This window comes from Actinoplanes sp. NPDC049681, from assembly GCF_044465265.1.
Lineage (GTDB): Bacteria > Actinomycetota > Actinomycetes > Mycobacteriales > Micromonosporaceae > Actinoplanes.
Genome location: NZ_JBITLP010000005.1, coordinates 638340 through 662942 on the forward strand (window position 1 = coordinate 638340; position 24603 = coordinate 662942).

22 protein-coding genes and 1 pseudogene are annotated in these 24603 nt (G+C 71.9%); 12 read left to right on the forward strand and 11 right to left on the reverse strand.

The window, feature by feature from the left end:
• The first annotated feature begins 3 nt into the window (after positions 1–3).
• The gene (locus ACIBO8_RS21145) at positions 4–519 is read left to right on the forward strand and encodes a hypothetical protein (RefSeq protein ID WP_396116976.1); all 516 of its coding nucleotides are present in this window, start codon (positions 4–6) and stop codon (positions 517–519) included.
• 16 nt (positions 520–535) lie between these two features.
• On the opposite strand, the gene ACIBO8_RS21150 is transcribed toward ACIBO8_RS21145, so the two are convergent.
• Positions 536–3079: a LuxR C-terminal-related transcriptional regulator gene (locus ACIBO8_RS21150; RefSeq protein WP_396116977.1), complete on the reverse strand. Its 2544-nt coding sequence runs from the start codon at positions 3077–3079 to the stop codon at positions 536–538.
• Positions 3080–3691: 612 nt separating this feature from the next.
• On the opposite strand from ACIBO8_RS21150, the pseudogene ACIBO8_RS21155 reads away from it, so the two are divergent.
• Together ACIBO8_RS21155 and ACIBO8_RS21160 are read left to right on the forward strand one after the other, a co-directional pair.
• A pseudogene (locus ACIBO8_RS21155) lies at positions 3692–4063 on the forward strand (DUF2231 domain-containing protein); the annotation flags it as partial.
• A 40-nt stretch (positions 4064–4103) separates the two neighbouring features.
• Positions 4104–4343 (forward strand): hypothetical protein, encoded by a 240-nt coding sequence (locus ACIBO8_RS21160; protein ID WP_396116978.1) that lies wholly within the window; start codon positions 4104–4106, stop codon positions 4341–4343.
• A 152-nt stretch (positions 4344–4495) separates the two neighbouring features.
• Here ACIBO8_RS21160 and ACIBO8_RS21165 read toward each other — a convergent pair whose 3' ends face one another.
• The 5 genes from ACIBO8_RS21165 to hppD form a co-directional block, all read right to left on the reverse strand.
• Entirely contained in the window at positions 4496–7135 is a 2640-nt protein-coding gene (locus tag ACIBO8_RS21165; protein ID WP_396116979.1) for a response regulator, read from the reverse strand.
• Positions 7136–7218: 83 nt separating this feature from the next.
• On the reverse strand, positions 7219–8460 hold the full coding sequence (gene fahA / locus ACIBO8_RS21170; RefSeq protein ID WP_396116980.1) for a fumarylacetoacetase: 1242 nt from the start codon (positions 8458–8460) through the stop codon (positions 7219–7221).
• Positions 8457–9260 (reverse strand): hypothetical protein, encoded by an 804-nt coding sequence (locus tag ACIBO8_RS21175; RefSeq protein WP_396116981.1) that lies wholly within the window; start codon positions 9258–9260, stop codon positions 8457–8459. The genes fahA and ACIBO8_RS21175 overlap by 4 nt, the downstream gene beginning before the upstream one ends.
• Positions 9257–10462, reverse strand: coding sequence for a homogentisate 1,2-dioxygenase (locus ACIBO8_RS21180; protein ID WP_396116982.1), 1206 nt, complete (start codon positions 10460–10462; stop codon positions 9257–9259). The genes ACIBO8_RS21175 and ACIBO8_RS21180 overlap by 4 nt, the downstream gene beginning before the upstream one ends.
• 15 nt (positions 10463–10477) lie before the next feature.
• On the reverse strand, positions 10478–11683 hold the full coding sequence (gene hppD, locus ACIBO8_RS21185; RefSeq protein WP_396116983.1) for a 4-hydroxyphenylpyruvate dioxygenase: 1206 nt from the start codon (positions 11681–11683) through the stop codon (positions 10478–10480).
• 158 nt (positions 11684–11841) lie between these two features.
• Between hppD and ACIBO8_RS21190 the strand changes: the two genes are divergently transcribed.
• A complete protein-coding gene (locus ACIBO8_RS21190) occupies positions 11842–12231 on the forward strand; it encodes a YbjQ family protein (protein ID WP_396116984.1) in 390 nt (129 codons plus the stop codon).
• Positions 12232–12349: 118 nt separating this feature from the next.
• Positions 12350–13522 carry a cytochrome P450 gene (locus ACIBO8_RS21195; RefSeq protein ID WP_396116985.1) on the forward strand — a complete coding sequence of 391 codons (1173 nt, stop codon included), beginning with the start codon at positions 12350–12352 and terminating at the stop codon, positions 13520–13522.
• Between the two features lie 12 nt (positions 13523–13534).
• On the opposite strand, the gene ACIBO8_RS21200 is transcribed toward ACIBO8_RS21195, so the two are convergent.
• A complete protein-coding gene (locus tag ACIBO8_RS21200; RefSeq protein ID WP_396116986.1) occupies positions 13535–13927 on the reverse strand; it encodes a hypothetical protein in 393 nt (130 codons plus the stop codon).
• A gap of 127 nt (positions 13928–14054) precedes the next feature.
• Positions 14055–15971 carry an MFS transporter gene (locus ACIBO8_RS21205; protein ID WP_396116987.1) on the reverse strand — a complete coding sequence of 639 codons (1917 nt, stop codon included), beginning with the start codon at positions 15969–15971 and terminating at the stop codon, positions 14055–14057.
• 179 nt (positions 15972–16150) lie between these two features.
• Here ACIBO8_RS21205 and ACIBO8_RS21210 point away from each other — a divergent pair, with 179 nt between their 5' ends.
• The 3 genes from ACIBO8_RS21210 to ACIBO8_RS21220 are packed head-to-tail and all read left to right on the forward strand — an operon-like array spanning position 16151 to position 17994.
• A complete protein-coding gene (locus ACIBO8_RS21210; protein ID WP_396116988.1) occupies positions 16151–16582 on the forward strand; it encodes a universal stress protein in 432 nt (143 codons plus the stop codon).
• 45 nt (positions 16583–16627) lie between these two features.
• Entirely contained in the window at positions 16628–16981 is a 354-nt protein-coding gene (locus ACIBO8_RS21215) for a PadR family transcriptional regulator (RefSeq protein ID WP_396116989.1), read from the forward strand.
• A complete protein-coding gene (locus ACIBO8_RS21220) occupies positions 16981–17994 on the forward strand; it encodes a hypothetical protein (RefSeq protein ID WP_396116990.1) in 1014 nt (337 codons plus the stop codon). Before ACIBO8_RS21215 ends, ACIBO8_RS21220 begins: the two co-directional genes overlap by 1 nt.
• Positions 17995–18006: 12 nt before the next feature.
• Here the strand turns inward: ACIBO8_RS21220 and ACIBO8_RS21225 are convergent, their stop codons facing one another.
• Together ACIBO8_RS21225 and ACIBO8_RS21230 are read right to left on the reverse strand one after the other, a co-directional pair.
• Positions 18007–19065, reverse strand: coding sequence for an LLM class F420-dependent oxidoreductase (locus tag ACIBO8_RS21225; RefSeq protein WP_396116991.1), 1059 nt, complete (start codon positions 19063–19065; stop codon positions 18007–18009).
• 7 nt (positions 19066–19072) lie between these two features.
• A complete protein-coding gene (locus ACIBO8_RS21230; RefSeq protein ID WP_396116992.1) occupies positions 19073–20164 on the reverse strand; it encodes a Zn-dependent alcohol dehydrogenase in 1092 nt (363 codons plus the stop codon).
• A 90-nt stretch (positions 20165–20254) separates the two neighbouring features.
• Here ACIBO8_RS21230 and ACIBO8_RS21235 point away from each other — a divergent pair, with 90 nt between their 5' ends.
• From ACIBO8_RS21235 to ACIBO8_RS21250, 4 genes are all read left to right on the forward strand, one after another.
• On the forward strand, positions 20255–20869 hold the full coding sequence (locus tag ACIBO8_RS21235; protein WP_396116993.1) for a TetR/AcrR family transcriptional regulator: 615 nt from the start codon (positions 20255–20257) through the stop codon (positions 20867–20869).
• An 82-nt stretch (positions 20870–20951) separates the two neighbouring features.
• The gene (locus ACIBO8_RS21240; protein ID WP_396116994.1) at positions 20952–21713 is read left to right on the forward strand and encodes a glucose 1-dehydrogenase; all 762 of its coding nucleotides are present in this window, start codon (positions 20952–20954) and stop codon (positions 21711–21713) included.
• A gap of 1 nt (position 21714) precedes the next feature.
• Entirely contained in the window at positions 21715–22635 is a 921-nt protein-coding gene (locus ACIBO8_RS21245; protein WP_396116995.1) for an SDR family NAD(P)-dependent oxidoreductase, read from the forward strand.
• Positions 22632–23087 (forward strand): pyridoxamine 5'-phosphate oxidase family protein, encoded by a 456-nt coding sequence (locus tag ACIBO8_RS21250; RefSeq protein WP_396116996.1) that lies wholly within the window; start codon positions 22632–22634, stop codon positions 23085–23087. The genes ACIBO8_RS21245 and ACIBO8_RS21250 overlap by 4 nt, the downstream gene beginning before the upstream one ends.
• Here the strand turns inward: ACIBO8_RS21250 and ACIBO8_RS21255 are convergent.
• Positions 23080–24588 (reverse strand): aldehyde dehydrogenase family protein, encoded by a 1509-nt coding sequence (locus ACIBO8_RS21255; RefSeq protein ID WP_396116997.1) that lies wholly within the window; start codon positions 24586–24588, stop codon positions 23080–23082. The two genes, ACIBO8_RS21250 and ACIBO8_RS21255, sit on opposite strands and share 8 nt — an antisense overlap.
• Positions 24589–24603: the final 15 nt, after the last annotated feature.

The window sequence follows — 24603 nt, forward strand, 5'->3', positions numbered from 1 at the left end:
ACGGTGCGCTCTCCGCAAGCCGGTCCCGCCTCGTCGCGGCCGCCGAAGTCACCGCACGACGTGCAGGAGGCGACCGCGGCGGGCCTGTACGGCATCATCGTGAGCGCCGCCGTCATGGTCGCCTCCCACGCGCCGACGGCCTCGACCACCGTGGTCACCGTACTGGCCACGCTCTCGATCTACTGGGCCGCGGAACGGTACGCCCGGATCGTGGCCGAACGTATCCACGAGGGTCACCGCCCCCGGTGGGAGACCGTCCGCACACAGCTGACCAGCGGCTGGGAGATGATCACGGCGTCCCTCCTGCCGCTCGGCGTGCTGGTCGTCGCGTGGCTGCTCCGCTCCAGCCTGCGTACCGCGGTCGTCGCCGCCCTGATCTGCAGCACGGTGATGCTGTGCCTGGCGGGCTGGCGGATCGGCCGGGAGGGCCGGCTGTCCCTGGTCGAGCAGCTGATCTCCACCGCCGTCGCCGGCCTGTTCGGCATCGCCCTGATCGGCTTGAAGACCATGCTGCACTGAGCCGCGCCGAGGCGGCTCAGACAAGCCCGGATGCCCGCGCGCGCGTCACCGCCTCCCGGCGGCGGGCCACGCCGAGCTTGCGATAGATCGATCGCAGGTGGGCCTTGACGGTGTTGATGGAGACACCCAGCTCAGCGGCGATCTCTCCGGCCGTCAGCATGGTCGGCAGGTACCCCAGAACCTCCCGTTCCCGCTCGCTGAGGTCCACGTTGTGCTGTCCGGCCCGCTCCCCGGCATCAGTCCCCCTCATCATCTTCAGGACGCCCGCCATGAAGGGCGTCGGGCGGTCGGCCAGCAGGTTCTGCCGGCCGATCAGCCGTTCCAGCGGGCCGCCGCCCATGCTGACGAACGGCCGGCGCACATGCTCCTGCTCGGCCAGCGCGAACGCCCTGGCGAGGGCGTCGCCGGCACGGACGCCCTGTCGTCTCGCATCGGCGATGAGGGCGGTGAGGATGTAGGCCTCGACGGAAGCCACCGTCTCGGCCAACGCCGGAGGTGGCCCGGCCAGGTGCCCTTCCGCCTGTCTCACGTTTCCCCTCGCGAATGCCGCCCGCGCGCGGTGGACGCGCTCGGCGAAGGTGAGAACGCCTTGACGCCCCATCTCCGCGTACCGGTGCTCCACGGACTCGGCCGCGCCGGTCAGCAGATCGATCTCCGATTCGACGAGCAGCAGCCACCGGTCCAGGGCCGGCGCCCGGATGCGGGAGTCCCGGTATCGTCGGGCCTGCGCGAGCAGGCTGCGGGCACGCTCCGGCTCGCCCTGCGCCAGCGCCAGCCGTGCCTGGGCGCCCAGCCCCGTCAAACGCTGCACCGCCTCGGGCTCGTTACGATGCGCGCGTCGGCCCTGCTGGAGCGCCTGTTCCGCCTGCTCCGGCTCCTGGCGCTCGACGTGGACGAGCACCAGCGCAAGATGCGCCGCCACGGATTGCAGCGCACAGCTCCATCCGCGCCGGTCCGCGAGGTCCCGCGCCGTCCCGGCCAGCCGGTCCGCCTCCTGCACCGAGCCGTGCATGACCTCCAGCATGGCCAGGTGGCCCAGGGCGTTGATCTCCACCAGCTCGACGCCGGCCGCCCGGGCAGCGGTCGACGCGCTCCAGAGAAAGCGCTCGGCGAGGTCCGTCCTGCCCTGCCACAGCAGCCCGACACCCTTGTTGTTCAGCGCCACCGCGCGGAACTGCTCGGCCGGCGGCACCTCGGTCGATCGGACCCTGGTCAGGGTCGTGAGCAGGCGCGTCGTCTCCGCGACCACCTCCGGCATGTCGCCCACGGCCCGCCGCACGCTCATCTCCAGCGACCGTACGGTGATCTCGACCGGCAAGCGTTCGGACTCCGGGCGATCCCGCAGCAGCTGACGCGCGCCTTCGAGGCGTGCCGGCATCGCGTCCCAGTCCCCCGCGTCGAACAGCAGCAGGGCACCGCACACCATGAGCTCGGCGGTGGTGGACAACTCGGCGGGCGGTACGGCGCGCAGCACCTTCATCAGCGCCGTCCGGTTCGCGGACAGGATGAGCGGGGCGGCCTGCTCGACGACCAACCGGCCGACGAACGGCCAGTCGCGGCCGGCGACCGCGTGCACGAGGGCATCGAAGATCGATCCGTGCGCGAGATGCCAGCGCGCCGCCCGCCCGTGCAGCTCCGGCACCAGCGGCGCATCCCGCAGCAGCAGGTGATGCCGCAGCGCGTCGCGCAGCAGGTGGTGGTAGCGGTACCAGCGCGGTTTGACGCCCAGCCGTACGACGAAATCGTTGACCAGCTCCAGTTCCTCGAGGGTCCGCTGGCCGTCGTGGTCGCCGGTGACCGCGTCGGCCAGTTCCCCGCAGACGTGGTCGCAGATGCTGGTGTACAGCAGGAAGCGGAGCATTCTCGGCGACTGCGCCGCCAGCACCTCGGTCGCCAGGTACTCGTCGACCGGACGTACGTCGCCCGTGAAGTCGGTGACCGGGCGGGGGCCGCCGGGCCCGGCCAGGAAGGCGGCCGCCATCTGCAGGCCGGCCGGCCAGCCCTCGGTGCGCTCGACCAGCGCCGTCACGTCGTCGCCGTCCAGTTCGAGCGCGGGGCGCGCCAGCAGCTGGGCGGCCTCGTCAGCGGTGAAGGCCAGATCGCGGGCGCGGATCTCACCGACGGCACCCGCGAGTCGCAAGCGGTGCAACGGCAGCGCCGGCTCCGACCGGCTGATCAGTATGAGGTGGAGATCGGGCGGCGGAGGGTCGATCAGCGCACTCAGCTCGCGGAGGACCTGGGGATCGTCGATCTCATGAAAGTCGTCGATGACCACCACGGTCGGCGTGGTCAGCCGCTTGATGCCGCTCCCGAGGGCGTGTACGCGCTCATCGTCGTCGGACGGGACGCTCTGCCACCCGCCGAGCGGATCGCCGGCCGGCACCGCGCCGGCGGCCCGCAGCGTCGCCACCACGTACGCCCAGAACGACTGCACGTCGTTGTCGCCCCGATCGACCGTGAGCCAAGCGACGGGAAAGGGGCAGCGCTCCACCCACGCCGACACCAGCACGCTCTTGCCCCACCCCGCGCCGGCGCACACGAGCGTCACGGGAACGCGCACCGAAGCGTCGAGCGTGGCGTTAAGGCGTGGCCGGTGAACCTGCGCCCGTAACATCCGCGGCCGGGACATCTTCGCGGCGTTGAACGGAGTGAGCGCCGGCGGCCCGTGACGCCGGCTCACTCGGTGGCCCGGTCGGTCGGCCGAGGTCAGGAATCCATTCGCCCGCCCGGCCACGTTGTCGACGTCCATGCCGTCCTCCCCGGCACGGGTCCGCATCCGTCGAGGCGTCCGCCGTCGCCGGCGGACGCGCATGCCTCGGGCACCCCCTCGGCCCCGGCAACGACGACAACAGCGTCAGGCGTCTCCCGGAATCCGGTATCGCGGTCCACCGTCCCTGCACCCCTAGAACGACCACGCCTCCAGCGCCTTCGCTCCCCCAGCGAACCATGCGATCAAGGGCGTGGCAACACCCACCGTCACACCGTGTTGCGTGGCTCGGCCCACTCCCTCCTGTGTAGAGCGTGTCAGGAACACGCTGCCACACGCATGCACCTGAGCAGCTCATCCACTACGGACGAAGGACGCCGGCGGAATCCGCCGCAGAGGATGACGTACGGGAGCCCGCGCCGTCCGATGCTCGACCGCGTCCCGCCCGTAGCGGAGGAGGTACGCATGGTGACCCGGCTCAGCGTCCGCGGGAACGCGGTGCAGCCCCTGTTGCTGATGTTCCCGCTGGGCCTGCTCGCCGTGGCGGTCATCCTGGACGTGTTCCGGCTGCTGGGTGCGCCGGCCCTCGTCGGGACGCTGGGGTACTGCACCGTCGTCGCCGGCCTCGTGGGCGGCACCGTGACCGCTGCCGCCGTCTGGATCGACCGGATGACCGCCCGGCAGGCCGAGGACGCCTGGCCCGGGACCGTCCACCGGCTGCTCGACCTCGCCGTGCTGGTCGTCTTCGCGGTCATCGCTCTGCTCCGGATGCGCACCGCTGAGCGTACGGCGGGACCGGGGCTGGTGACGCTCGAGATCCTCGGCCTCGCCCTGGCCGGCACGGCCGGTAAGACACTCGTGATCGGAGGAGAAGATGATGACGTACCGACGAAGGATCGCGACCGCGCTGGGCGTCCTGCGTGGTCGCCCACCCCGCACGGACTACGGCATCCTGCTCGTGATGCCGTTCCTCGCGGCGGCGGGCGGGTCGCTGGTGGGGCTGGCCGTCGACGCCGCGGTACAACGCCGCCGGGCGAGGACCCCCGGCCTCGAGGCGCCGGCCGAGCAGCAGGGACGTCCCGGCACTCCGGTGGCGATGCCGGGGCTGAGAACCTGAACTCATCCGGCGCGGACGAGGCGCGGGCCGGCGCAGCCGCCCAGACTGAGCTCGTCGGCCCGGTCCCGCCGAGGGGGTGGAGACCCGTGCGGTCCAGCGTCGCGGGACCGGGCCGGCATCGGCCGCGATGCGCCGGAGACAGGATTCCGGCGTCAGGTGATCACGAGATCGGAGTCGATGGTCAGGCCGGTGAGCTCACCGATGGTACGGACCAGATCGGGCAGCCCCTCGGCCGGCGAGGTCTTGTCGGTGATGGCGATGACCTTGCCGCTGAGCCGCGTCTTCTCGGCGTCGCTGAGCGTGTGGGCGGTGAGCACGACGACCGGGATGCCGCGGGTGGCCGGGTCGCTGTGCAGCGCGGCGACGACGTCGAAGCCGTCCAGGTCCGGCATGAGCAGGTCGCAGATGATGAGGTCGACGTGGTGCGCCCGCGCGGTACGGAGGCCGTCGACGCCGCCGGTGGCCCGGAGCATGTGGATGCCTTCGCCCTGCAGGCTGGCGTGGATCAGGTCGAGGCTGTGCGGATCGTCGTCGATGGCGAGCACGGTCAGCTCCCGGCCGGTGCCGGGCGGGATCAGGCCGTGCCGGGCCAGCCAGGTGATGAGGGTGCTGCGGTCGACGGGCTTGACGAAGTAGTCGACGGCACCGAGCGCCAGACCGAAGTCGGTGGCGTCCTGGACACTGATGATCACGACCGGGACGTGACGCAGCCGATCGTCCTTCTTGAGTTCCGCGAGCACCTGCCACCCGTCGACGCCGGGTAGATGGATGTCGAGCAGGATGGCCTCCGGGTCGCACGCCCGCGCGGCCTCGAGTCCCTGCTCACCGGAGACCGCCACGGTCACCTGGTAGCCGGCCCGCTGCAGCTGGGTGGTCAGCAGGTCCGCGGCGGCCTGGTCGTCCTCGATGACGAGAACTCCCCCGCAACAGGCGCGGGCGGGGGCCGCACCCTGCTCCATGCCGTCGGCGGCGGGCAGGTAGACGGTGAACTTCGCGCCGCGACCCGGTTCCGACTGCAGCTCGATGCGGCCGCCGTGGGCGTCGGCCAGGCGGCGGGTCAGGGCGAGACCGAGCCCGGTCCCGCCGGAACGGCTCTGCTGGTCGCCGACCTGCTGGAACTCCTCGAACACCCGCCGCTGGTCGGCGAAGGCGATGCCCGGACCGGTGTCGGCGACGCTGAGGGCGATGTCGCGGCCGACGCGGCGGGCCGCGATGAAGATCTTCCCGTGTTCGGGGGTGAACTTGATGGCGTTCGACAGCAGGTTCGTGAGGATCTGCCGCAGGCGCATGGGGTCGGCCTCCAGCCGCAACGGCCCGACCGCCACGGTGAGCTCCAGGTCCTTCGGCCGCCAGAGCGCTGCCAGGCTCGTCACGACCTCGTTCACGGCCCTGGGCAGGTCGACGGGTTCGCAGTGCAGCTCCGTCTTGCCCGATTCGATCTTCGCCAGGTCGAGAACCTCGTTGATCAGGCCGAGCAGATGCTGGCCGCTGGAGTGCACGTGCTCGATCCACTCGGTAGGCACGGTGCTGTGCCCGTCCGCGGCGGGCTCGGTTCGCATGAGGTCGCTGAAGCCGATGATCGCGTTCAGCGGGGTCCGCAGCTCGTGGCTCATGTTCGCCATGAACGTGCTCTTGGCCTCGCCGGCCACCGTCAGGGCCGCCACCGAATCGGACAGCTCGGCGGTGAGGCGATCCCGGTCGCTCAGCAGCTCGGCACGCTGGCTCAGGGCGGCGACCTGGCCGGCAAGGTCGCCGAGCATGTGGACGTCGTCCTCGGTGAACAGGCTGCGATGGGTACCGAGGAGCAACATCACCGCCGCCTGGGTGGGCAGTCGCAGGCTCGCCACCGTGACGAACCGGAATCCCCCGGCCCGGGCGTACTCCAGCGCCACGGCCGGGGTGTCGGCGGGGCGCCTGGTGTCGTTGGTGTCGACGCCGGCGCTGAACTCGACAAGTGCCACACAGTCCGTCTCGCCGGCAGTGGGGCCGGGAGCGGGTACGCCCACCCGCGCCACCTCGGTCAACCGGTCGTCGGCACACGCGAGGACGACCACCGCGCCGGAGGCCGTGGCGTGCCGTACGGCCTGGGCGTAATGCTCCCAGATGTCCTGCGCAGGCGCGTCCGGGCGCACCTGCAACAGCTGCCTCACGACCTCGTACGCGGCCCGGCTCGACCAGGCCCGCCGCGCCCATCCCGGCGGGTTGAACGCCAGCAGGTAGCCCAGCGCCGACGCCAGGGCGATCACCCGGGCCGCCTGCCGCGCGTCCTGCGCGAGTGTCGAGTCCCCCGAGCCCGCGCCGGCAACCATGATCGCCACGGCGAACAGTGCGGTGGCCGCGGCGGCCAGGTACAGCCGGGCCCGGGGCGCACCTCTGCGTGCCGCGGCGAGCCGGGCCAGGTACCACGAGGCGGCGATCTCCGTGGCCACGAACACGCCTACCACCGCGAGCAGGGACCACGCGGTCATCGCCTGCCCGCCGAGGACCAGCAGGACCGCGCTGACGGCCCAGCCGGCCGCCGCCGCCGTGTAGACGCCGGCATGCACCGTCCCGATCCCGCGTACCACGCGCAGGGTCAGGAAAGGCTGGCCCAGCAGCAGGACGGACGCGGCCAGGGAGACCACGGGCGGGGGCTCCCCGGCGACCTGCCGCACCACGGCGAGCACGAACAGCACCGCCATCGCCGAGAACATCACGACGACGTCGCGGTGCAGCCCGTCCCGCCGGTGCAGATAGCCGGCGAGGACGCGCAGGAACACCGCGGTGAACAGCGCTTCCACCAGCAGCGTCAACCATATGCTCGAGCCGTCGGGCGCCATTGACAAAACGTACATCCCGGGCCGGTGCGCCGGGATGGGAAAGCCTGAGCGGCCGGCTACCTCGCCGGTTCGGCGGCGGGCAGGATCCGGCCACGGACCTCGCCGAGGCCGATGACCGTACCGTCCGCGCCGGGCGCGCTCGCGCTGATCACCACCTCGTCGCCGTCCTCGAGGAAGGTACGGCTCGTCCCGTCCGGGAGCCGCAGCGGCTCCGCGCCGCCCCAGGACAGCTCGATGAGCGAGCCGCGCTGGTCGGGACGCTCACCGCTGATCGTCCCGGAGGCGTAGAGGTCCCCGGTGCGCAGCGAAGCACCGTTCGCGGTCATGTGCGCCAGCATCTGGGCGCCGGTCCAGTACATGCCCTCGAACAGCGGGCGCGAGACGACGTGGCCGTTGAGCCGCACCTCGAGCCGCACGTCCAGCCCCCACGGCGGCGTCCCCGAGTCGTCGAGGTACGGCAGCAGGGGCACCGTCCGGGCCGGCGGCCTCACCCGGGCCGCCCCGAGCGCTGCCAGCGGTACGACCCACGGCGAGACCGAGGTGGCGAAGGACTTGCCGAGGAACGGGCCGAGCGGCACGTACTCCCAGGACTGGATGTCGCGGGCGGACCAGTCGTTGACCAGGCAGACCCCGAAGACGTGCTCCTCGAACCCGGCCAGGTCGACGGGCCGGCCCAGGCGCGACGGGGTGCCGACGACGAAGCCCAGCTCGGCCTCGATGTCGAGGCGCGCGGACGGCCCGAAGGTGATCTCGCCGTCGGCGCCGCGGCGCTGGCCGCAGGGGCGCACGACGTCGGTGCCCGAGCCGACGACGGTGCCGGCGCGGCCGTGGTAGCCGATCGGCAGATGTTTCCAGTTCGGCGTCAGCGGGTCCTGCCCGGGCCGGAACATCTTGCCGAGGTTCGTCGCGTGCTGTTCGGAGGCGTAGAAGTCGACGTAGTCCGCGACCGTGAACGGCAGATGCATGACCGCGTCCCGGGCCGGCACCAGACAAGCGCTGACCTGAGAGCTGAAGGCGGCGTCGGTGAGCCAGGTGGTCACCGCCGCACGCACCTCCGCCCACGTTTGCGGCCCGGCGGCCAGCAGTGTGTCCAGCGACGGTCCCGTCACGGCGGGCGCCAGTGACGGGGCCAGGCTCCGCGCCGCGGGCGCCAGGTCCAGGATCATCTCGCCGATCGCGACCCCGACCCGGGCGGCCGGGTCCGAGGCCGTGCTGAACACCCCGTAGGGCAGGGTGGCGACGCCGAACGGATGGTCCGCCGGGACGTCGAGCCAGGTCGCGGCCGAAACGGTGGTCAACGAAGGTCCTCCGGGAGTAGTCCGTGATGCAGCAGGCCGTCGACCGGCTCGGTGACGCTGCAGGTGCCGAAACTGACGAAGTGGCGGCGTACCCGCCCTGCCAGGCCGTCGTCGAACTTCGCGACCGCCGCCGCCACCCGGGCGCCGTCCTGGTCGGCGAGTGCCGCGACGACGTCGCCGCCCTCGAGGGCGCGGGCGGTGGCGAGGAGCACGTTCAGGAACCCGTGGTGTTCGAAGCCCGTGGCGGGATCCCGGTGCCGGATCGGGTCGTGCAGTCCCGCGGTGAGCTTGAACGCGACGCCGCCCCGCACGGCCTCCACCAGGACGCCGGCCAGCTGCCGCTCGTCGGGGAAGGCCGTGGCGACCAGTCCCCCGGTGCGGACCTTGAGGCGCAGGCCGGCGTCCGCGAGCGCGCCGACCGTGGCCGCGGTGACATCGGCCCAGGGCAGCTCGACGTACGTGAGCACCTGAGCGTCGACGGCCTTCACCAGGTCGGCCAGCGTCTCGGCGGAAGCCGGTACCTCCAGCGCCACGAGCCGCACCCGGGGCTCCGCGCGCGCCTGCGAGATCGCGGACGGAACGTCCGCAGCCCCACCGGGCACGGTCAGGGCGACCGGCAGCGGGGAGCCGGCGGTCAGCGTCGCCCGCAGCTCCTCCCACCGGGGCAGGGAGCAGATGAACGGGCCGAGCAACGGCGACGACTGCCGCTCACGGTAGGCCCGTACGGCGTCCGGCACCGGGACGTTGCCGGGCGGGAAGACGGCCGCGTCGTCCAGCAGGCCGGCGAAGAGCTCCGTCACGATGCCGGTCCCCGTCCCGCCCAGGTCCAGGCGTACTTCCCGTCGTCGCAGGCCCGGCCGCCCTCGCCGAGGCCGAGCGGCCGGAAGGTGTCGACCATGACGGCGAGCTCGTCGAAGCGCTCCGCGCCCAGGCTGGCCTCGATGGCGCTCGGCTGCGGGCCGTGGGAGTGGCCGCCGGGGTGCAGGGAGATCGACCCGACGTTGATCCCGGAGCCCTTGCGGGCCTCATAGTCGCCGCCCACGTAGAACATGACCTCGTCGCTGTCCACGTTCGAGTGGTAGTAGGGCACGGGCACGGCCAGCGGGTGATAGTCGACCTTGCGGGGCACGAAGTTGCAGATGACGAAGTTCGTGCCCTCGAAGACCTGGTGCACCGGCGGCGGCTGGTGGACCCGGCCGGTGATCGGCTCGAAATCGGCGATGTTGAACGCGTACGGGTACAGGCAGCCGTCCCAGCCGACGACGTCGAAGGGGTGGTGCGGCGCCACGTGCACGGTCCCGGCGAGCCCGGCCGGCCCGTCGCCGCGGTGCTTGATGTAGACCTCGACGTCCTGCTCGTCGACCGTACGCGGCGCGCCGGGAGTGCGCAGATCCCGCTCGCAGTACGGCGAATGCTCCAGGAGCTGCCCGTACCGCGACAGGTAGCGCTTGGGCGGGGCGATGTGGCTGTTGGCCTCGATGACGTACAGGCGCAGCGGCTCGTGTCCCGCCGGCACCCAGCGGTGCGTGGTGGCCCGCGGGATGATGACGTAGTCGCCCGCCCCGACCTCCAGGTCACCGAAGATGGTCTCCACGGTGCCGGCGCCGGACTCGACGTACGCGCACTCGTCCCCGGTGGCGTTGCGGTAGAGCGGCGACGCCTCGCCGGCCACCACGTAGGCGATCCGGACGTCGGCGTTGCCGAGCACGAGCCGCCGGTCGCGTACGGCGTCCCGCGACTTCCACTCCTGCTCGCCGAAGAGCTCGTGGAGCTTCAGGTGCCGGGGCATCAGCGGCTGGTTCGGCACGGTCGCCAGGTCGGGCAGGTCCCAGACGCGCGCGTCGACGATCGCCGAGGGAACGTGCCGGTGGTACAGCAACGACGAGTCGGACGAGAAGCCCTCCTCCCCCATCAGCTCCTCGTAGTAGAGGGCGCCGCCGGGGTCGCGATGCTGGGTGTGACGTTTGGCCGGGATGCTACCGGCTCGCTGGTAGTGCGCCATCCGTCCGTACCTCCGTCAGAAGTTGCCGCGCCGCTCCTGCTCACGCTCGATCGCCTCGAACAGGGCCTTGAAGTTGCCCTTGCCGAAGCCGAGCGAGCCGTGCCGCTCGATGAACTCGAAGAACACGGTAGGCCGGTCACCGATCGGCTTGGTGAAGATCTGCAGGAGGTAGCCGTCCTCGTCACGGTCGACCAGGATGCCCCGCTTCTGCAACTCCTCGATCGGCACCCGCACCTCACCGATGCGCGCCCGCAGCTCGGGGTCCTCGTAGTACGAGTCCGGCGTGCTGAGGAACTCGATGCCCTCGCCCCGGAGCACGTCGACCGTCCGCACGATGTCGTTGGTCGCCAGCGCCAGGTGCTGGGCGCCCGGCCCGCGGTAGAACTCCAGGTACTCGTCGATCTGGGACTTCTTCTTGCCGATCGCCGGCTCGTTGAGCGGGAACTTCACGCGGTGGTTGCCCGAGGCGACCACCTTGGACATCAGCGCGGAGTAGTCGGTGGCGATGTCGTCGCCGATGAACTCGGCCATGTTGGTGAAGCCCATGACCCGGTTGTAGAAGCCGACCCACTCGTCCATCTCGCCCAGCCCGACGTTGCCCACGACGTGGTCGAGCGCCTGGAAGACCCGCTTGGGCGCGCCCTCACGCTTGCGGAACGACGAGGTCCGCGCGACGTAGCCCGGCAGGTATGGCCCGGAGTAGCCGCCGCGGCTGATCAGCGTGTGCCGGGTCTCGCCGTACGCGGCGATGGCGGCCATCCGGACGGTGCCGTGCTCGTCGGAGACGTCGTGCGGCTCCTCCAGCACCGTGGCACCCTGCGCCCGGGCGTGCTCGATGCACTTGTCGACGTCCGGAACCTCGAGGGCGATGTCGGTGATGCCGTCGCCGTGCTTGGCGTGGTGGGCGATCACGGGGCTGTCCGGGTCGACCCCGCCCTGGATCACGAATCGGACCGCACCGCTCTTGAGCACGAACGACATGTGGTCACGGTTGCCGGTCTCGGGCCCGGAGTACGCCACCAGCTCCATGCCGAGGGCCGACTGGAAGAAGTGCGCCGTCTGCGTGGCGTTCCCGACCGCCCACACGACCGCGTCCCAGCCCGTGACCGGGAACGGGTCGCTGCCGGAGTCGTACTCGACCAACCCGACGAGCTGCTTGAGGGTGTCGAGGTCGAGCTCCGCGAGCCGTTCCTCGTTGGTGAGCGTGTCTTGCACGGACATGGGCTGGTCCCCCTCAGCTGGTCGTCGGTTTGCGGCCTCCAGCTTGGTGAACGGGGCTGTGGTGCACAACACGCCCAGCCCGGAGCGAGCATTCTGCGCAGATCGGCCGGTCTGAGCGGGCCCTGACTGGGCAATCTGCACAGACTACGATCGTCGGGGTGTTGATCGTCAGTACCAACGACCTGCCCGGCTACCGGATCGACGCGGTGCTCGGGGAGGTGTTCGGGGTGACCGTGCGGGCCCAGACCCTCGGCGCCGGGATGACCGCGGGACTGCGGGCGCTCGGCGGCGGCGAGGTGCCGGAGATGACCCAGCTGATGGTGCAGAGCCGCAACGAGGCCATGGGCCGGATGGTGTGGCAGGCCCGGCAGCGCGGCGCGAACGCCGTCATCGCCTACCGGTTCGACAACGGCGAGATCGGCGCGGCGTGGAGCGAGGTCTGCGCGTACGGGACCGCGGTCTGGGTGACTCCCCTCTCCGACCACGCGAAGAAGCAGTACGAGGCGATGACCCAGGCGGGCGGCCTGCCCCACCAGCTGCCGGGCTGAGCCAGGGTGGCGGATCGACGCCGGGTGTGATTCCATCTGATCGAAGGTCGGGCATCTTCCCCCGTGGATGCCCGACCTTTCTGCGTCAGGGAGAAGCCGCACAGGAGGGTGCCTCGCGATGACCGCGGTGCCGCTGCCGACGTCCGAGGCGTTCCTCACCGACCCGTACCCGCTCTACGGCCGGCTGCGGGAAACCACGCCGGCCTGCCGCGTGGAACTGCCCGACGGGGCGCCGGCCTGGCTGGTGACGCGCTACGCGGACGTCCGTGCCCTGCTCGCCGATCCCCGGCTGTCGGTGAGCAAGAGCAACGGCAACGGCAGCTGGCGGGGCTTCTCACTTCCGCCGGCGCTGGACGCGAACCTACTGAACATGGACCCGCCCGACCACACCCGGATCCGCCGGCTGGTGTCCCAGGCGTTCACCCCGCGCCGGGTGGAGAACCTGCGTCCGCGGATCCAGCAGACCGCCGACGCCCTGCTGGACGCGGTCGCGGAGCACGGCGAGGCGGATCTCGTCCGGGACTACGCCGGTCCCCTTCCCGTGGCGGTCATCTCCGACCTGCTGGGCGTTCCGGAGGCGGACCGGCACGACTTCCGGTCGTGGACCGACGCGATGGTCAGCCCGCCGGACTCGGACCGCGCCACGGCGGCGCGGGCGGTCGGCACCATCCACGCCTACCTTGCCGAGCTGCTCGCGGCCAAGCGCTCCGACCCGGCCGACGACCTGCTCTCGGCGTTGATCGCCGCCCGGGACGACGGCGACCGGCTGACCGAGGACGAACTGACGTCCCTGGCGTTCCTGCTGCTGTTCGCCGGCTACGAGAACACCGTGCACGCCATCGGTACGGCACTGTTCACGCTCCTTCGCCGGTCGGCATTCCCGCTCGACCCGGCGCACCTCGGGCCGTCCGTCGAGGAGTTGCTGCGCGTGGAACCGCCCGCGCCCGTGCTCCTGCGGCGCTTCCCGACCGAGGACATCGAGATCGCCGGCGTCGTGGTGCCCCGGGGTGAGACCGTGCTGCTCGTCGTGGGCGCGGCGAACCGCGATCCCGAGGCCTTCCCCGCGCCCGGCGAGGTGCGGCCCGGCCGCTCCGGCGCGCACCTCACCTTCGGCCACGGCGTCCACTACTGCCTGGCGGCCCCGCTGGCCCGCATCGAACTGGAGGTGGCCATCGGCACGGCGGGGCGCCGCTTTCCGCGGATGCGGCTGGCCGTGCCGGCGGACGAGGTGCCCTGGCGGCCGTCGTATCGCACCCGCGGCCTGGTCGCCCTGCCGGTCACCCTGGGCTGAGGACACCGCGGGTCAGAAGCGGACCCCGCCGTGCCGGTAGCCGCCCAGCGTCTCGGCGGTCTTGGTCACCAGCGCGGCGCCCAGGTCCACCCCCAGATACTCGCTCAGCTCCAGGGTCCGGATCAGGATGTCGGCGAGCTCCCGGCTCAGGGCGTCGTCCGGCCGTCGCGCAGCCGGGTCGAGGTCCAGCGAGCGGCTACGGATCTCCTGCAACGCCTCGCTGACCTCGCTGTGCAGCAGGGCCATCCGGGTCGCCGCGACGTAGGCCCGGCCGGCCGGGTGAGCCGCCGCCACGTCGTCGGAGCCCGAGAAGAGATCGATGCTGCTGGCGTACGCGTGAGCGCTGCGCTGGGCGTCCGGCAACAGCGCGGCCAGCTTCTGGATGTGCCGCAGCGCTTCGCTCACGGGTAACCCCCCAATCCCACGCCGCCGGTCCGGACCACAGCTGGTGCTTGTATACACCGCCTCACGAGGAAGCCCCTACCGAGGCCGTCGAGGCAACGACTTCGGCAGGGGCCCGCATCTCCCGGTGTCAGCGGGGCGGTGGCGGCGGCTCCGCCTCCGGAGCGGTCACGGCGGGGGCGGTCTCGGGCCGGAAGACGCGGTCCTCGTCCAGCGCGGACGTCTGCACCACGAGAACGTCGCAGACCGCATTCCGTACGACCCCCGCGGGCACCGACCCGAGCAGCTGGCCCTCGCTCGCGCCCAGTCCCCGGTTGCCGACGACGATGAGGTTCGCCGGGTTGTTGCCGACCGCGTCGAGCAGCGCCTGCGCCGGATCCCCCGCCACCAGCCGTTGATCGATGAAGCGGGCCCGTTCCTTGGTCAGCCCCGTGACCGACTTCTGCAGGGCCTCACGGGCGGCGTCGACGCCGTACAGGTCGCGGTGCACGCCCGCAGCCGCGGCCTGCGACGCGGTCTCGCCGCCCTCGCGATAGGCCGTGACCACGACCAGCCGTGCCTGGGCGGCCTGCGCCACCTCGGCGGCCCGGTCCACGGCGTACAGGCTGGTCGGGGTGCCGTCCGAACCGACCACGACCCGGTCGTAGACGGTGATGCTGCGCTTGCTGCCGAGCGGCACGATCGGCGACTCGTCGGCCTCGTCGGGCGGGTTGACCCACAGCATCGCGAGGGCTCCGATGCCCAGCAGGACACCGGCGAGCGCGATCGCGTTGCTGCCCTTGCCGCCGAGCAGGTGCTGGAAGATCCAGCCGAAGGTGACCGTCTGGATCAGCATCGGCACCACGATCATCATGTTCAGGATGCCCATGTAGACGCCGGTGCGCTTGGCGGGGACCATGCTGGCCACCATCAGGTACGGCACCCCGACCGCGCTCGCCCAGAAGATGCCGACGCCGATCATCGGGAGGAGGGCGACGTACTGGTTGTCGATGCGCGACAGCCAGATGAGCGACAGCGCCGCCAGGCCCAGGGCGACCGCGTGCACCCGCTTGGCGCCGATCCGCCGGGCGAAGCCCACCAGGAACAGCGCGGACACCATGGTGACGAAGTTGTAGGCGGCGTTCTCCAGGCCGCTCCACCCGATCGCCTCTTCCCAGGCGGGGCCGCCCTGCTCCGGGCTGGCATCGAACACGGTCTGGCCCAGGCTGACCGCCACGAACTGCCAGTAGATGAACATCGCGTACCACTGGAACAGGAACACGACCCCGATCTTGTGCATGGCGACCGGCATGGACCGGACGGCGTCCGCGATCTCGGCGACGGCGTGGTGCAGGCCCTTCGGCGCGGCCCGCATCTCCGCGAGCTCCTCGTCCGAAGGCGTCAGTTCCCGGGTACGAGCCATCGCGGTCAGCACGGTCAGCAGGATGCAGACGGTGCCGATCATGAAGCACACGTACATCCAGTAGGGCACGCCGTTGCCGGCGGTCCGCTGCAGCGGCGACACCTTCTCGAGGATGAACAGCGACAGGTTCGCCAGCACCGCGCCGGCACCGGTGAACATGCTCTGCGTCAGGAAGCCGCGCGCCAGCTGGGATTTCGGCAGCCGGTCGGAGATGAACGCCCGGTACGGCTCCATCGAGGTGTTGTTGCCGGCGTCGAGCAGCCAGAAGCAGATCACGGCCAGCCACAGGATGCCGACGAACGGGAACAGGAAGAGGATGACCGCGCAGAGCAGCGCCCCGCACGTGATGAACGGGCGGCGCCGGCCCCAGCGCGGATGCCAGGTGCGGTCGCTGACCGCGCCGATCAGCGGCTGGATGAGCAGGCCGGTGACCGGGCCCGCGAGGTTGAGGATCGGGAGCTGGTCGGGCTGGGCGCCGATCAGCAGGAAGAGCGGGTTCACCGCCGACTGGGTGAGGCCGAAGCTGAACTGCACCCCGAAGAACCCGAGGTTCATCATCAGCAGGGCGGGGCCCGTCATCAGCGGCTTGCGCTCGACCTGTCCGGCCTCGGGCGAGACGGTGGCGGCATTCGTGGTGGTGGTCATGCGACCCCCTTCGGCCGACGCGATCAAACTGCGACCATCGATGCGAAGCTAAGCCCGTTGTGACCGGCCCGCAACTGGGAGCGACGACAAGCGCGAATACTCGCTGAACCGCACGAATGGCGGCCGGACAAGATCTCGACCACTCTGGAGGGCACCGGCTTCCACGGAAGGAGACGACGGTGAGCGAATGGCGGACCATCGTGGTGGGTGTCGACGGATCGCCCGGGAGCCGCAAGGCGCTGACCTGGGCCGCCGCCGAGGCGGCGGAGCACAAGGCCGACCTGGTCGTGGTGAACGTGTGGGAGCACACGCTGCTGCCGCCGGCGGGCAGCGTGAGCGTGTCGGAGCGGTACGTGCCGGACCCGAGCCAGCGCACCGCCGACGAGCTCGTGCAGGTCATCAAGGAGGAGCTCGGCGAGGAGCCGCCCGTGCTGGTGCGGCCGCTGGTCAAGCAGGGCCGCCCGGCGAAAGTGCTGATCGAGGAGTCGTCCGGCGCGGAGCTGCTCGTGGTCGGGCAGCGCGGCCACGGCGGCTTCGCCGGGCTGGTGCTCGGCTCGGTCAGCCAGCACGTGTCCGCGTACGCGAAATGCACGGTGGCCGTGGTCCGCTGATATTTGGACTTGCGCAATACTCTGCCGTGCATGATATTGGGTGGCGTGGCAATCAAGGCATTGAACGAGCAGTCGTTCTTCATCCTGACCTCGCTCGTGGAGACCCCGCGGCACGGCTACGGGATCATGGGCGATGTCGAGGAGCTCTCCGAGGGCAGAGTGGTGCTCAAGGTGGGCACCCTCTACGGGATGCTCGACCGGCTGGTCTCCGACGGCCTGGTCGAGCTCGACCGGGAGGAGCCGCACAACGGGCGGCTGCGGCGCTACTTCCGGCTGACCGACGACGGCCTCGCCGCGCTGATGGGCGAGGTGGACCGGCAGCGCGCCAACGCGACCGCCGCCAGCGTGCGCCTGCGCGCGATCCGCCCGGCGGCCCGTCCAGCGGCGGAGGGCCTCTGATGACCAGCCTGCTGGAGGAGCGCTACCGCCGGACGCTGAAGCTGCTGCCCCGCTCGTACCGCGAGAAGTGGGCGGACGACATGACCGCCACCTTCATGGAGCGGGCGTACCGGTCAAGGCCCGACGATCCCGAGGGGGTCGACATCTCGAGCCCCCGCTGGCCCGAGGTGGCCAGCATCGCCGGGCTGGCGGTGCGGCTGCGGCTGGGCGCGGAGCCCGGGTACGTCGCCTGGGGCGAGGCCGTACGCCGCATCGCGCTCATCGGCCTGCTCGCCCACACGGTGTTCGCCCTGACCGCGGTGACGCTCGGCATCTGGTCCGCCGAGCAGCTACCGGGCGTCCCGGAGCCGGCCGTGAGCTTCACCAGCTGGTGGCAAGCACTGTGGAGCATGTCGAGCCTGCTGTGGCTGCCGGCCTACCTGGCCGCGCTCCACGGTCACCGGCGCGCGGCCCGGGTCCTGGCGGTGGTGGCGTACGCCCCGATGCTGGCGGGCGAGCTGACCCGCCTGTACGGCGAACCCGGCGGGAACGCCACCTGGCAGTTCGCCTGGCTCGCCTTCGACGCCTTGCCGCTCCTCGCCCTGATCGCGTTCCAGTCCGACGATCCGCCGGTCCGGCAGCGACCGTGGCTGCTCGCCCTGCCCGTCGGCGTCGCGGTGCTCAGCGGCGTGGTCCTGCTGACCCTCCACTTCCCGGACCGGTTCCTGCTCTCGTCCGTGGTGGCCGGTGGCACGGGCCTGTGGTGCGCCGGGGTGACGCTCGCGGGTATCGCCGCCCTGACTCCGGCCGGCCGCGCGTCGACCTGGCCGCTGACCCTGGCGCTGCTGACTCCCCCGGTGCTGGCGGTCCACGCGCTGCTGCTCGTCGGCACCATGGGTCTGCTCGACCCGCCGACGCAGGAATACGTCGTACCGGGCCTGGCCGGGCTCGGTCAGTGCGTCGTCCTGCTGATCGTGGGAACCGCCCTGGCGGCGGCCTCGGCGCGGCACGCGCGCACCGCTCTGCCGGCCTGAGAAGTGCCGCTGTCACGCCGCGGCGGGCTCGTCGAGAAGGCGCCGGAGCTCGGCGACGTCCTTGACGCGCTCGGCGCGGGTGGGCGCCAGCGGCGACACCAGCAGCGTGGTGACCCCGGCGGCCGCGAACTCGGCCAGCCGGGTCCGCAGCTCGGCGGAAGGGCCGACCAGTGCCGTCTCCCGGACCAGGTCGTCGGGGACCGCGGCGGCGGCCTCGGCGCGGCGGCCGCCGAGGAACAGGTCCTGGATGCGCTCGGCCTCGCGCCGGTAGCCGTAGCGGCGGACCAGGTCGTTGGAGAAGTTCCGGCCGCGGGCGCCCATCCCGCCGATGTAGAGCGCGAGCTGGGCGCGGTGGGGGGCGAGCAGTGCGGGGCCGGCGTCGGCCACGGCGAACGGCACGGGCACCATGATGTCCAGCGGCCCGAGCTCGGGCCGGCGCCGCGCCAGCCCCTCGGCCAGCGGATCGCCGAAGACGCGGGACGCGGCACGCGGGGCGAGGAAGAGCGCCTGCCAGCCCTCGGCGATCTCCGCGGCGAGCGCGACGTTGCGCGGTCCCATCGCGGCCAGCAGGATCGGGATGCGCTCCCGCACCGGCCGGTTGATCAGCTTGAGCGGTTTGCCGAGGCCGGTCCCCCGGTCGGGCGGCAACGGGATCCGATATCGCTCGCCCTCGAAGACCAGCGTCTCCCGGCGCCAGACGCGCCGGCAGATCTCCACCACCTCGCGGGTACGGGCGAGCGGCGCGTCGTAGGCGATGCCGTGGAAGCCCTCCACCACCTGCGGCCCCGAGGCGCCCAGCCCGAGCGAGAAGCGGCCGCCGGAGACGTAGTCGAGCCCGGCCGCGGTCATGGCGGTGAGGGTCGGTGTCCGGGTGTAGAGCTGCATGACCCCGGACGCCAGCGTCATCCGCCGGGTCCGGGCCGCGAGGTAGCCGAGCCGGCTGACCGCGTCGAAGCTGTACGCCTCCGGCACGACCACGATCTCGGCACCGGCCGCCTCGTACTCGACGACCTCCTCGACCGCGGCGGCGAAGTCCTCGCCGCTGTAACCCAGCTGGATTCCCAGGCGCATGACGGGCTCAGAGGTCCGGGTCGTGGACGACCACCTGCCGGATCACGTCGCCGCGACCGAGCGAGTCCAGGGCGTCGTCGAGCTGGTCGAGGGAGATCCGGTGGCTCACCATGCCCTCGATGTCGAGCCGACCGGCGCGCCAGAGGGACAGCAGGCGGTCGAAGTCGCGCGGCGGATCCGCGGAGCCGTACAGCGAGGGGATGATCCGCTTGCCCTCGAAGAGCAGCTCGAACGGGCTGAACTCGACCCGGTGCTCGGCGCTGCCGGCGCCCACGACGACGACCGTGCCGCCCCGGCGCGCCGCGGTCCAGGCGGTACGCAGCGTCTGGGGCACCGCCACGACGTCGAACGCGTAGTCGAACCCCTCCCCGCCGGTGAGCTCGATGGACAGATCGCTCAGCGCGTCCGGGGTGACCGCGTGGGTGGCGCCGAACCGCCGCGCCACATCGTGTTTGGCCGGCACGGTGTCCACCGCCACGATGAGGGCCGCGCCGGCGACCCGGGCACCCTGGATGGCGGCGATGCCGACGCCGCCGCAGCCGATGACCACCACGGTGTCACCGGGCCGGACGGCGGCCGTGTTGACGACCGCGCCGACGCCGGTCATGACGCCGCAGCCGACCAGGGCGCCCACCTCGTACGGGACGTCCTGCCCGATCCGCACGGCGCCGGCGCGCGGCACGACGATCTCCTGGGCGAAGGCGCCGCAGCCCGCCATCGCGAAGGCCGGGGTGTCGCCGGCCATGAAGCGAGGCGCGGCGTAACCGGCCATCACGTGGGTCACGCACAGGTGCGGCTCGCCGCGCCGGCACGACGAGCACGTGCCGCAGGACGGCAGCCAGTTCACGGTGACCCGGTCGCCGGCGGCAAGGTCCTCGACGCCCTCGCCTACCTCGACCACGTCGCCGGCCGCCTCGTGCCCGAGCACCGCGGGAACCGGCTGGGGCAGCGTGCCGCCGCGGGCCGACAGGTCGGAGTGGCAGACGCCGGCCGCGCGTACCCGGATCCGTACCTCCCCGGGGCCGGGCCCCAGCACGGTCACGTCGTCGCGGATGTCGAACTTCTCGTCGCCGATCCCGTGGAGCACCGCCGCCCGCATGCCGCCTCCTCGAATTAGAACGCGTTCTACGCTAATGGGCGGCGACGCACCGAGCAAGCGATTGGGCAAGCCGGGCAGGTGGTCGCCATAATGAGCCGGGTGACGACCTCCAGGAAGGCCGCGCCGCCCTCGGAGCGCCGCGCGCATCTGATCCGGCTGGCCGGCGACCTCTTCGCCGAGAAGGGCTTCCGGGCCACCACGGTCCGCGAGATCGCCGACGCGGCCGGGATCCTCTCCGGCAGCCTCTACCACCACTTCGACTCCAAGGAGTCCATCGGCGACGAGATCCTGAGCTCGTTCCTCGAGGACGTACTCACCGGCTACCGCGCCGCGGTGGCCGACAGCGACGATGCCCGCGCCGCGATCGAGCGGATCGTCCGCTCCAGCGCCGAGACGCTCAAGCGGCACCGGGCCGCCCTCGCCATGCTGGAGAACGACTGGCAGTACTTCAGCGGCCAGCCGCGGTTCGCGTACCTCCGCAAGGCGATGAAGGAGATCGAGCGGACCTGGGTGCAGCAGCTCGAGCGGGGCAAGGAGGCCGGGCAGTTCCGCGCCGACCTGGACGCCCGCCTGACCTACCGGCTGCTGCGCGACATCCTGTGGATTCCCACGTTCTGGCGACAGGGCCGGGGCGCGGGCTGGAGCAGCGACCAGATCTCCGACGGCCTTCTGCGCCTGCTCTTCGACGGCATCACCGCGCCGTGAATCGACGGCCGCCGAACGCCTCCACCCCTGTTAGGCTTCACCAAGCAAGCGTTTGGTTGTGAGCCGGCACCGGGGAGGGCCGATGGGGCGGCTGGACGGCAAGGTGGCACTCATCACCGGCGGCGCGCGGGGCATGGGCAAGTCCCACGCCCGGCACTTCGCGGCCGAGGGCGCCCGGGTGGTGATCGGCGACGTGCTCGACGAGCGGGGACGCGCCGTCGCCGACGGGCTCGGCGCGCGGACGTGCCGCTTCGTGCACCACGACGTGACGAGCGAGGCCGGCTGGGCCGCCGCCGTGCGGACCACACTGGAAGCCTTCGGCCGCCTCGACGTCCTGGTGAACAACGCCGGCATCCTGCGGTACGCACCGATCGGCGAGATGCCGCCGGACGAGTTCCGCCGGGTGATCGACGTCAACCTGGTGGGCTGCTGGCTGGGCATCCATCACGTCGTCGCGCCGATGACCGCGGCCGGGGGCGGCTCGATCGTCAACGTGTCGTCGATCGAGGGGATGGTGGGGGCGGCGGGGCTGTCGGCGTACAGCGCCAGCAAGTTCGGCGTCCGCGGGATCACCAAGTCGGCCGCGCAGGAGCTGGGACCGCTCGGCATCCGGGTCAACTCGGTGCACCCGGGCGGGGTGCTCACCTCGATGGCGGTCACGGCCGGCGAGAGCATGACCGGGGTGGAGCCGGGCGCGTTCCTCAAGTCACTGCCGATCGCCCGGTTCGCGGAGCCGATCGAGATCTCACGGCTGGTCGCGTTCCTCGCCTCGGACGAGTCGTCGTACAGCACGGGTGCCGAGTTCGTCGCCGACGGCGGACTCCTCAGTGGACCGGGGTACTGACATGACTGACGAGCTGCCTCTCGCGGGACGCGTCGCCGCGGTGACCGGCGCGGCCAACGGGCTCGGGGCGACCGAGGCCACCGCGCTCGCCGCGGCCGGCGCCCGGCTGGTCCTCAACGACCTGCCCGGAGCGGCCCTGGACGGTGTGGCCGAGAAGATCCGGGCGGACGGCGGCGAGGCGGTCGTCTGCCCGGGCGACGTCGCCGAATGGTCGACCGGTGAGGCCCTCCTGCACCGGGCACTGGAGTCGTTCGGCGGCCTGGACATCCTGGTGAACAACGCCGGCGTACTGCGCGACCGCATGGTCTTCGCGATGTCCGAGCGGGAGTGGGACACCGTCATCCGGGTGCATCTGCGCGGGCACTTCGTCACCACCCGGTTCGCCACGGCGTACTGGCGGGAGCGCAGCAAAGCCACCGGCGCACCGGTGTACGCCCGGATCGTCAACACGTCGTCCGAGGCGTTCCTGCTCGGCTCGGCCGGCCAGCCCAACTACGCGGCGGCCAAGGGCGGCATCGTCGCGCTCACCCTGTCGACCGCGCGCGGCTGCGCCCGGTACGGCGTACGCGCCAATGCGATCTGCCCGCGGGCCCGCACCGCCATGACCGGCGAGCTGATGGGACCGGCACCGCAGGGGCCGGACCCGATGGCCCCGGAGCGGGTGGCGCCGCTGGTGACGGCCCTGGCGGGACCGGCCGGCGAGCGGATCACCGGCGAGGTCTTCGTGGTGCACAGCGACGTGGTCGCGGTGCTCGGACCGCCGACGGTACGGGCCGCGTTCCACGCCCCGGCGGGCCAGTGGTCGGCGGCGGAGCTCGGCGCCGCGCTCGCACCGGCGTTCACGTCCGATCCGCCCCGTCCCGGCTTCGTCTGCGAGGAGACGCTGCCGCTGGCGCCGGGCACGTTCGGCGAGCAGTCGTGAAGCAGCGCTCGGTGGTGCGGATGCCGGCCGGCGAGGTCGCCGCCCTGCTGGCGGCCGGGCGCAAGCTGCAGGTGGCCACCATCAACCCCGACGGGACACCGCACCTGGTGACCATGTTCTACGGGCTCCAGGACGAGCGGATCGCGTTCTGGACGTATCGCACCTCGCAGAAGGCGCGCAATCTCGCGCGGGATCCCCGGCTGAGCTGCCTCGTCGAGGACGGCGAGGACTACTTCGCGCTGCGCGGCGTCCAGGTGACCGGCGTGGTACGGCAGATCGACGACCTGGCCGGGGTGACCGAGATCGGCCGGTTGATCGCGGCGCGGATGCCGGCCGGCCCGCCCCCCGGTGCTCTCGAGGAGTACGTGGAGCGGGCGGCCCCCAAACGCGTCGCCTACCTGGTCGAGCCACGCCGGACGGTCAGCTGGGACCACCGCCGCCTGGTCACATGAGCTCGTCGGAGGTGGGCAGCAGCACGGTCTTCAGCTCGGTGTACGCCTCGATGGAGCTCCGGCCGCCCTCCCGCCCGAGCCCCGACCGGCCGAAACCGCCGAAGGCCACGTGCGGCTCGAGCTGGTAGCCGTTGATGCCTACGGTGCCGGCCCGGACCGCGCGGGCCATCCGCACCGCGCGCTTGACGTCGGTGGTCCACACGGAGGCCGCGAGCCCGTACGTGGTGTCGTTGGCCAGCCGCACGGCCTCGTCCTCGTCGGCGAAGGGCACCACGGCCAGCACCGGGCCGAAGATCTCCTCCTGCGCGATGGTGGCGTCGTTGGTGACGTCGGCGAAGACGGCCGGGGTCACGAAGTTGCCGGCGGCCAGGTCGCCGTCGGGCCGCTCGCCGCCGCACACCAGCCGGGCGCCCTCCTGCTGCCCGCGCTCGATGTAGCCGAGGACCCGCTGTAGCTGGCGTTCGTTGATGAGCGGGGATGCCGTGGTCTCCGGGTCGAACGGGTCGCCGTAGTTGACCAGCCCCGCCATGCCCTCGGCGATGGCGAGGAACTCGTCGTAGACGTCGCGGTGGACCAGCGCGCGGCTGTGCGCCACGCAGGCCTGGCCCGAGAGGCCCAGCGTCACCGTACCCATCGTGAGCGTCGCGGCCGCGTACACCTCGGCGTCGGGGAAGACGATCGACGGGCTCTTGCCGCCCAGCTCGAGGCTGACCCGCTTCGTCCCGTCCGCCGCGGCGACGAGGACCCGGCGGCCCACGCCTCGGCTGCCGGTGAAGGTGATCTTGTCGATCTGGGGGTGATTGATCAGCGCGTCACCGGTCGTCTCGCCCGGGCCGGTCACCACGTTCAGCACACCCGGCGGGAGGCCGGCCTCCTCGATCAGCCGGGCCAGCCGCAGGACGGCGAACGTCGCGTATTCCGACGGCTTCAGCACCACCGTGCAGCCGACGGCGAGGGCGGGCGCCAACTTCTGGGCGGCGAGCAGCAACGGCCCGTTCCACGGGATCACGGCCGCCACCACGCCCACCGGTTCCCGCAGCGTCATCACGAGGTGCTCGCCGCCCTGGTAGGCCGGAAGCGTTTCACCGCCCAGCTTGTCCACCCAGCCCGCGTGATGGTCGAAGACGTCGGCGACACATTCGACCGACATCGCGTACGCCTGGCCGAAGGTGAGCGGCACGCTGTTGTCGAGCGCCAGCAGCGCCTCCAGCTCCTCGCGGTGGGAGCGGATCAGCTCGGCGATGCGGTGCAGCACCCGGATCCGTTCCTTGGCGCGGGAGCGCGGCCACGGTCCCTCGTCGAACGCGCGGCGGGCGCTGCGCACGGCGGCGTCGACCTCGGCCGCACCGGCCACCGCGAACTCGCCGACCTGCTCCCCCGTCGCCGGGTGCACGTGGGTCCACGTACGACCGTCGGCGGCCGGGCGCCACTGTCCGTCGACGAGCAGCTCGCCGGCGGTCAGGCCGACCTCGTCCCGCCTCGACTTGATCGAGAGAACCATGAGACACCTCCGGCA